This window comes from Allobosea sp. AAP35, assembly GCF_001295925.1.
In the GTDB taxonomy this organism is placed as follows: Bacteria; Pseudomonadota; Alphaproteobacteria; order Rhizobiales; family Beijerinckiaceae; genus Allobosea.
The window spans coordinates 41,532-49,519 of record NZ_LJHQ01000040.1 but is presented as its reverse complement, the minus strand read 5'-3'; the positions used below and the strand labels follow the sequence as shown (position 1 = coordinate 49,519).

The 7,988-nt window shown below is 66.9% G+C and carries 7 protein-coding genes; 3 read left to right on the top strand and 4 right to left on the bottom strand.

Going from position 1 to position 7,988, the window contains the following annotated elements:
- The coding region (locus IP69_RS22525) for a DNA translocase FtsK (RefSeq protein ID WP_156323464.1) at positions 1–120 on the top strand (120 nt) is incomplete at its 5' end.
- Positions 121–984: 864 nt separating this feature from the next.
- On the opposite strand, the gene IP69_RS14050 is transcribed toward IP69_RS22525, so the two are convergent.
- The 4 genes from IP69_RS14050 to IP69_RS14035 all read right to left on the bottom strand — a co-directional run bounded on the left by IP69_RS14050 (position 985) and on the right by IP69_RS14035 (position 5,355).
- On the bottom strand, positions 985–1,665 hold the full coding sequence (locus tag IP69_RS14050; protein WP_349236299.1) for an aspartate/glutamate racemase family protein: 681 nt from the start codon (positions 1,663–1,665) through the stop codon (positions 985–987).
- A gap of 11 nt (positions 1,666–1,676) precedes the next feature.
- Positions 1,677–2,594, bottom strand: a complete 918-nt coding sequence (locus tag IP69_RS14045) for a 3-hydroxyacyl-CoA dehydrogenase NAD-binding domain-containing protein (RefSeq protein WP_082359324.1) — start codon at positions 2,592–2,594, stop codon at positions 1,677–1,679.
- A 19-nt stretch (positions 2,595–2,613) separates the two neighbouring features.
- Positions 2,614–3,588, bottom strand: coding sequence for a tripartite tricarboxylate transporter substrate binding protein (locus IP69_RS14040; RefSeq protein ID WP_054143453.1), 975 nt, complete (start codon positions 3,586–3,588; stop codon positions 2,614–2,616).
- Positions 3,589–3,681: 93 nt separating this feature from the next.
- Positions 3,682–5,355 (bottom strand): IlvD/Edd family dehydratase, encoded by a 1,674-nt coding sequence (locus tag IP69_RS14035; protein WP_248306837.1) that lies wholly within the window; start codon positions 5,353–5,355, stop codon positions 3,682–3,684.
- A 112-nt stretch (positions 5,356–5,467) separates the two neighbouring features.
- On the opposite strand from IP69_RS14035, the gene IP69_RS14030 reads away from it, so the two are divergent.
- Both IP69_RS14030 and IP69_RS14025 read left to right on the top strand, forming a co-directional pair.
- A complete protein-coding gene (locus IP69_RS14030) occupies positions 5,468–6,190 on the top strand; it encodes a GntR family transcriptional regulator (protein WP_248306835.1) in 723 nt (240 codons plus the stop codon).
- Positions 6,191–6,372: 182 nt separating this feature from the next.
- Positions 6,373–7,941 carry a cryptochrome/photolyase family protein gene (locus IP69_RS14025; RefSeq protein WP_082359323.1) on the top strand — a complete coding sequence of 523 codons (1,569 nt, stop codon included), beginning with the start codon at positions 6,373–6,375 and terminating at the stop codon, positions 7,939–7,941.
- The last annotated feature ends 47 nt before the right edge of the window (positions 7,942–7,988 follow it).

The following is a 7,988-nucleotide window of genomic DNA, read 5'->3' as shown; positions in this document are numbered from 1 at the left end:
AACCGCGCCGCCTCGATCATGGAGCGGATGGAGCACGAAGGCATCGTCGGCCCCGCCAACCACGCCGGAAAACGCGAGATCCTGGTCGAGACCGGCAGGGCCAGGGAAGACGAGGATTAAGGGCGATACGATCGACACGCAACCATGCCATCACCCCGCGCGATCGAGTCGCGCCGAGCCGGCGCAACTTGCAGCAAGGCGGCGCCGCGGGAGAGGCGATCGTGGCAAGAGTGATGATTGGGCTGACGGCTTGCCGATCAAGAGCGGGTGTTGCTCGGCGAGTTCCCGCGCCGACTTTGGGCAAACCGGGCCATCATCAGACCTGGACACATCTAGAACCTCATCGGCTCACGCCAGTTGCGCGCTTTGCCGGCGCAGACCCAGTCTTTTTGCATCAGCCGCGACCCGATATATCGATATTGCGAGCTGCCGCCGGGTGCGGCGTTGACCGTGTGCCACGTATGCGAACGGCCTGGAACAATGCCGAACGCTCCGCAATCGGGCCCGCCACGCTGCTTTTGGGTGCATATCCGGGCATAGACGCGCCCATTGCACCGATTTGTCAGCCTAACGGTAAGGTTTGGACCACGCCAGCTTTGGCTGGAGGTCAGGCACCTGGGGGCGGGCTCAAAGCAGCCATCGCGATCCTGCGCCTGAGCAGCCCGGGTCGAGAATAAGGCGGCCACGATGGCCAGGGCGGCCAGCATCGTTGAATGGGGCAACAACTGCTGAATACGCCGACTCATGAACTTCCCCCCGTCGCTGTGTGACTGATGCCCGCTTTCGTCGCCGCCATGTCGAGTCAAGCGGCTGACCCGTCCTGACCCAAGATCACCGGATTCTGCCTGCCGATCAATTGTCTCAGCATCACGCATGGCTGGATCGGCAATCCAGATGAGATGGCCCCGCGTCGCAAATGCGTCGGCGCACCGCGAGGTTCACCGCGGTGTGGGGCGAACTGTCTCGATAAGGGCGGTCGCCCCTTCAGTTCTGTAGAGCCCGTTTCAGCCCGCGAATGGCCGCCTCCGGCGTCGTCACGACGCGCAGGCCCGTCGCCGCTTCGATTGCCGGTTTGGCGCGGGCGAGCGAGAACTGGCCGAGGATCAACGTGTCGACCCCCGTGAGGCGGGCAGCCGCTTCCGCCACCAGGCGGTCATGGGTGGCGCCATCGCCGGCCTTGAGCGCCGCCAGCGCGCCCTCGACAACAATGCCGGCGACATCGACCGGCTTGCCGGCCATCACGTTGAGTTCCTGCGTCAGCGCGGGCAGGGAGGGGGCGAAGGTCACGATCAGGCCGATCCGTCCGCCCAAGGCCAGCGCCTCGGCGAAGGCGGATTCATTGGGCCGCAGCACCGGGATCGGCAAGGCGCGCTTGACGGCGTCGATCGCCGGCCCAAACGCCGAGCAGGTGAACAGGATCGCCTGCGCCGGCCCGGCCGTGCCTTCGGTTGCCGCCGCATAGCGCCCCAGCGTCAGAAAGCGCTCGGTCATCGCCTCGTCGAGCCTGCCGCGGGCGGCCAGATCGGTCGCGAGCGATGTGTCGAGCAGGTCGAAGGCTTTAGCCTGCGGCCAGTGCGCGGCAAAGGCCGCTCGCGCCGGCAGCACGGATTCCTCGAGCGCATGGATCAGGGCGATGCGCGGGCCCGCTTCGGTCATATCGGTCATGGGTAGCCTTGTCAGTCGCTGACCAGCGTGCGGGTCTTCAGCAGGGCGAGCAAGCCCTCGTCGCGGCGCGCCTCCAGCTCGGCGATCGAGCGGCCGGCCGCTTCCTCCGCGACGCCCGCGACAATCTTGGCCTGGACCTCGGCATCGAGCGACGGATTGCCGAGCGATTCCCAGCGCCGCACCTGGCTGGGCCCGAGATGGGCGAGATAGCCGGCGATTCCGCCTTCGCCGCCGCCGAGATGATAGGTCATGTGCGGACCCATCAGGGCCCAGCGCAGGCCAGGACCGTTGCAGAGCGCCGCGTCGATGTCGGCGACGCTCGCCACGCCCTGCTCGACCAGATGAACCGCCTCGCGATAGAGCGCCGAGGCCAGCCTGTTGGCGATGTGCCCGGGCATTTCGCGGTTGAGCACGACCGGGCGGCGTCCGAGCGCGCGATAGAAATCCGCGGCCCGCGTCACGACATCGGGGTCGGCCCCGACGATCTCGACCAGCGGAACGAGATGCGGCGGATTGAACGGATGCGCCACGATGATCCGCCCCGGCCTGGCGCAATCGCCGACGATGCTGCTGCGGACCAGCGCCGAGGTCGAACTGGCGATGATGGCGTCCAGCGGGAGCAGGGCGTCGATCTTGGCGAGCAGCTTGCGCTTGACCGCCTCGTTCTCCGGCCCGTTTTCCTGGACGAAGCCGGCCCCCTCCAGCGCCTCTGCGAGGCTGCTGAAGAAGGAGACATTGCCGGTCCCGGTTAGCCCGAGCTCGGCCAGTTGAGCCCGCGCCCGTTCGACTTGAGACAGGAAGCGCGCCTCTGCCTCCGCATTGGGATCATAGGCGCGGACGGCCACGCCAAGCGCGCTGGCAAGTGCCGCCCAACTGGCGCCGATCATGCCGGCGCCGACGATGGCGAGTGTCTGGATGGGATCGCTCACAGCGTATGTTCCAGTACGCTCACTCGGCCTTGATCCCGCTCGACTTGATCAGCTCGCCCCATTTGGTGATCTCGGCGTCGATCCGGGCTGCGGCCTCGGCAGGCGTGCTCGGCGCGGGAACGACGCCCTGCAGCGCCAGCGCCTCTTTCAGCTTCGGGCTTTGCAAGGCCTTGTTCAGCTCGGCATTGAGTTTGTCCAGCACCGGCTGCGGCGTACCGGTCGGCGCGAGCAGGCCGAACCAGGACGAGACCTCGAAGCCGGCGAGCCCCTGCGAAATCGCGGTCGGCGTCTCCGGCATGAAGGTCGAGGCTTCCGTGCCGGTGGTCGCGATCGCCCGAAGCGAGCCGCCCTTCACATGCTGCAGCACGGCGGGAATCGTGTCGAACATGATCTTGACCTGGCCGGCGACCATGTCGGTCATGGCCGGGCCGGAGCCGCGATAGGGCACGACGGGCATCTTGGTGCCGGCCTTCAGGTTGAACAGTTCGCCGGAGAGATGCTGCGGCGAGCCCTGGCCCGAAGACGCGTAGGAATAGTCGTCGGGTTTCGCCTTGATCAGCGTGATCAGCTCGGGAACCGTCTTGGCCGGCACCGACGGGTGGACGACGAGCGCGAGCCCGACATTGCCGGCGAGCCCGACCGGTACGAACTCCTTCTTCAGGTCGAAGCCGGGCTTCGCCTGCAGGCTCATATTGATCGAATGGCTGGTCAGCGCGCCCAGAAGCAGGGTGTAGCCGTCGGGCTGCGCGCGTGCGGCCGCTGCCGCCCCGACGCTGCCGCCGGCTCCGGCCCGGTTCTCGACAACCAGGCGCTGGCCGAGGCTGTTCGACATCTCCTCGGCGACGACGCGGCCGATGATGTCGGTCGCTCCGCCTGGCGCATAGGGCACGATCAGCGTGATCGGCTTCTGCGGATAGGCCTGGGCGAAGGCCGTGGCGGGCAGCGCGATGGACAGGCCAGCGAGCGCACCGATGACGAGGCGACGGTTGATCATGGGGTTTTCTCCAAAGGGGCAGGGCGGACCGGTAGGCTCCAGTCTCGGTGGAAAGGCTTGGGCCGGGCTGGCCGTCAGCAGAAGTCCAAGTCGTCAGCAGAAGTCGAAGTCGCAGCCCTCATCCGCTTGCAGGACGGTGGTGAGATAGAGGTGGCGATAGCCGCGCGAGGGTTCCGCCAGATGGGCCGGCGGCTGCCACTCACTCTTGCGTCGTTCCAGTTCCGCATCGTCGACCAGCAGTGCGATCTCGCGGGCCTCGACATCGAGCCGGATCATGTCGCCGTTGCGGACGAGGCCGAGCGGGCCGCCGACGGCCGATTCCGGCGTGATGTGCAAAACGATCGTGCCGAAGGCCGTGCCGCTCATGCGGGCGTCCGAAATCCGGACCATGTCCTTGACGCCAGCCTGGGCCAGCTTCTTGGGGATCGGAATATAGCCGGCTTCGGGCATGCCGGGAGCGCCTCGCGGACCGGCATTCGTCAGAACGAGAACGTCGTCGGCCGCCACGTCGAGATCGGGGTCGTCCATCCGGCGAACCATGTCCTCGACCGAGGTGAAGACCACCGCGCGCCCGGTATGCTTCAGCAGGGCAGGCGAGGCAGCCGAATGCTTGATCACGGCCCCGCCCGGCGCGAGGTTGCCGCGCAGCACGGCCATGCCGCCGGTCGGCTTCACCGGGCTTGCGGTGGTGCGGATGATCGTCTGGTTGGGCACGTCCTCGGCCGCGTCGGCGATCTCGCCGATGGTGCGGCCGTCGATGGTTGGGGCCGAACGGTCGAGATGGTCGCCGAGCTCCTTCATCAGCTTGGGCACGCCACCGGCCCAGTGGAAATGCTCCATATAGTGATCGCCGGAGGGCTTGAGGTCGATCAGCACCGGCACCTTGCGGCCGATAGCGTCGAACTCCTCGAGATCGATCGAGAGCCCGGCGCGGCGCGCGATCGCCGCCAGATGGACGAGCCCGTTGGTCGAGCCGCCAATCGCCTGCAGCACGGTCAGCGCGTTGCGGAACGCGGTCTTGGTCAGCAATTCGCTCGGCTTGGGGCTGCCCTGGGCCAGCCGCACGGCCTCGCGCCCGCTGGCTTCTGCGGCGCGGATGCGGTCGGCATGGGTGGCGGGAATCGTGCCCGAGCCCGGCAGCGCGATGCCGAGCGCCTCGACCAGGCAGCCCATCGTCGAGGCCGTGCCCATGACCATGCAGGTGCCCTGCGTCGGCGCGAGCCGCCCGCTCAGCACCTCGATCTCGGCCTCGTCGATCTGGCCGGCGCGATGTTGGCCCCAGAGCCGGCGGCAATCGGTGCAGGCGCCGAGGATCTCGCCCTTGTGGTGGCCAACCAGCATCGGCCCCGTGATGAGCTGGATCGCCGGAACATCGGCTGAGACCGCGCCCATGAGCTGGGCCGGAACGGTCTTGTCGCAGCCGCCGATCAGCACGACGGAATCGCAGGGCTGGGCCCGGATCATCTCCTCGGTGTCGATCGCCATCAGATTGCGCAGGAACATCGAGGTCGGATTGGCGAAGGATTCGTGGATGGAGATCGTCGGGAACTCCATCGGCAACCCGCCCGCCAGCATCACGCCGCGCTTCACCGCCTCGATCAGCCGAGGCACATTGCCATGGCAGGGGTTGAAGTCGCTGAAGGTGTTGGTGATGCCGATGATCGGCCGGTCGAGCGCATCGTCGGAAAAGCCGGCGGCCTTGATGAAAGCCTTGCGCAGGAACAGCGAGAAGCCAGGGTCGCCATAGGTCGCGAGATTGCGGCGCATGCCGCGTGCAGCGGGCCTCAAGGATGGGGTATCGTCGGACGTGCTCATGGCGGTTAGGAATATGACCGACGCCAGGATTGTCAACAATTATGTCGAAGAGTTATAAGCTGGAATGAGCATGTCTTCCCTGAAGGAGCGGACCGCCCTCAAGGCCCAGACCACCGAGCGCGTGCGCGATGTCGCGGCCATGCTGGAGGAGGAGATCGTCCTCGGTTGGCTCCTGCCGCGCGAGCGGCTGGTCGAGGAGGAACTGGCCGAACGGCTTGCCGTGAAGCGCCATGTCGTGCGCGAGGCTCTGGCCGATCTGGAGCGTGTCGGCCTTGTCGAGCGCATCCCCAATCGGGGCGCGGTCGTGAAGCTGCTCGATCCCGTGGAGGTGCGGCAGATCTATTCGGTGCGCGAGGCGCTGGAGACGCTGGCCGCGCAGCAAATCCCGCTTCCGCTGTCTGGCCTGATCCTGGAAGAGTTGCACGCCGTCCAGCAACAGCATGCGGTGGCGGTCGAATGCGCCGATGCGCGGGCGGCGTTCCGCGCCAATATGCGGTTCCACGAGACGCTGTTTCGCGCCTGCGGCAATCGCCATCTCGTCGAGTTGATCCAGGCGATGGCGCAGAAGGTTCATGGCGCGCGGTCGATTACCGCCGCGAGCCCCGAGCATCTGCGCCTGGCCCGCGACCAGCACGCCGCGATGGTCGAGGCGCTGGCCAATGGCGACCGTGACCGCCTTGTCGCCCTCTGCCGCCAGCATCTGGGACCGTCGCGGGATGCCTATATCGCCACGGTGGAAGCCCGCTTCGCTCGGGACCGACAGCAGGTCGCGGCGCCGCAGCCATAGCCGGTCGAGGTCGCGGCCCCGTTCGCCACAGCCGCGCCTGCGCCAATCCCGCCGGCCTCGTCCGATCGGCGCGCCGCTGAACCGTTCCGTCACGCGCGGCGTAACCGTCGCAAAGCCAGGAGCGCTGTGATGGGACTGCTTCGATCCGGAGTGAGCTGCTGGTGCTTGCAGAGGCCTGCCCGTTGAAAACGCTGGTCCTCATCCTGGGCGACCAGCTGAGCCGCGACGTCGCGGCGCTCGACGGCATCGATGCCGCTCGCGACGTCGTGCTGATGGTCGAGGTCGGGCAGGAGGCGACCTATGTTCGCCACCACAAGCAGAAGATCGCTTTCATTCTCTCAGCGATGCGGCATTTCGCGCAGGAGCTTCGCGACGAGGGGCTGAGCGTCGATTATGTCAGGCTCGACGATCCGGCCAACACGGGCTCCTTCACCGGCGAGCTGGCGCGCGCGGTGTCGCGTCACGCACCCGATCGGGTCGTCGTCACCGAGCCCAGCGAATGGCGGGTGCGCCGGATGATGGACGACTGGTCGCGCGATATCGGCCTGCCGGTCGCGATTCGCGACGATGACAGGTTCCTGTGTTCGCGCGCCGACTTTGCCGCCTGGGCCGATGGGCGCAAAGCCTATCGCATGGAGTTTTTCTACCGCGAGATGCGCCGTCGATCCGGCCTGCTGATGGAGGGCGACGCGCCGGTCGGCGGGCAGTGGAATTTCGACGCCGAGAACCGCAAGCGCCTGCCGGCGTCGCTGGCGCTGCCGCCGCGCGGGCGGACGCGCCCCGATGCGGTCACCGCCGAGGTCATCGCCCTGGTGGCCGAGCGTTTCGCCGATCATTTCGGTGATCTCGACGGATTCGGCTGGGCGGTCACGCGTAACGACGCTCTCGCCGCGCTCGATCATTTTATCGCCGACGCCTTGCCGTTCTTCGGCGATTATCAGGATGCGATGGCTGAAGGAGAGCCCTTCATCTTCCACGCGTTGCTGTCGCCCTATCTCAATGTCGGCCTGCTGCTGCCGCGCGAGGTCTGTCTCGCAGCCGAGACCGGCTGGCGCGCCGGCCATGCGCCGCTCAACGCGGTCGAGGGTTTCATCCGGCAGATTCTCGGCTGGCGCGAATATGTCCGCGGCATCTACTGGCTCGAGATGCCCGGCTATGCGCAGACCAACGCCCTTGCCGCCGAGCGGCCGCTGCCCTGGTTTTACTGGTCGGGCGAAACCGAGATGAACTGCCTGGCCAACGCGATCGGCGATACGCGGCGCAACGCCTATGCTCACCATATCCAGCGGCTGATGGTGACCGGCAATTTCGCGCTGCTCGCCGGCATCCGCCCGGCCGAGGTCGAGGAGTGGTATCTTGCCGTCTATGCCGACGCTTTCGAATGGGTCGAGCTGCCCAACACCCATGGCATGGCGCTCTTCGCCGATGGCGGGCTTCTGGCCTCGAAACCCTATGCGGCGTCGGGGGCCTATATCGACCGGATGTCGAATTACTGTGGGTCTTGCGTCTACGACCCCAAGATCAAGACAGGCGAAGGCGCCTGCCCGTTCAACCCGCTCTATTGGAACTTCCTGATCGAGAACCGCGGCAGGCTCGGCAACAATCCGCGCATGGCGATGCCCTACAAGACGCTGGACAAGATGCCGGCCGACCGCGTCGCAACCATCATACGCGAGGCAAACGCCTTTCTCGACGCTCTCGAGGACGCAAAGCCGCTGCACAGGGCAGGGCAGCCGGATCTTTTCGCGTGATGCCGGCGCCTGACGGGCTTGGGCCAAGCCGGCCAGGTCTCCGGGTG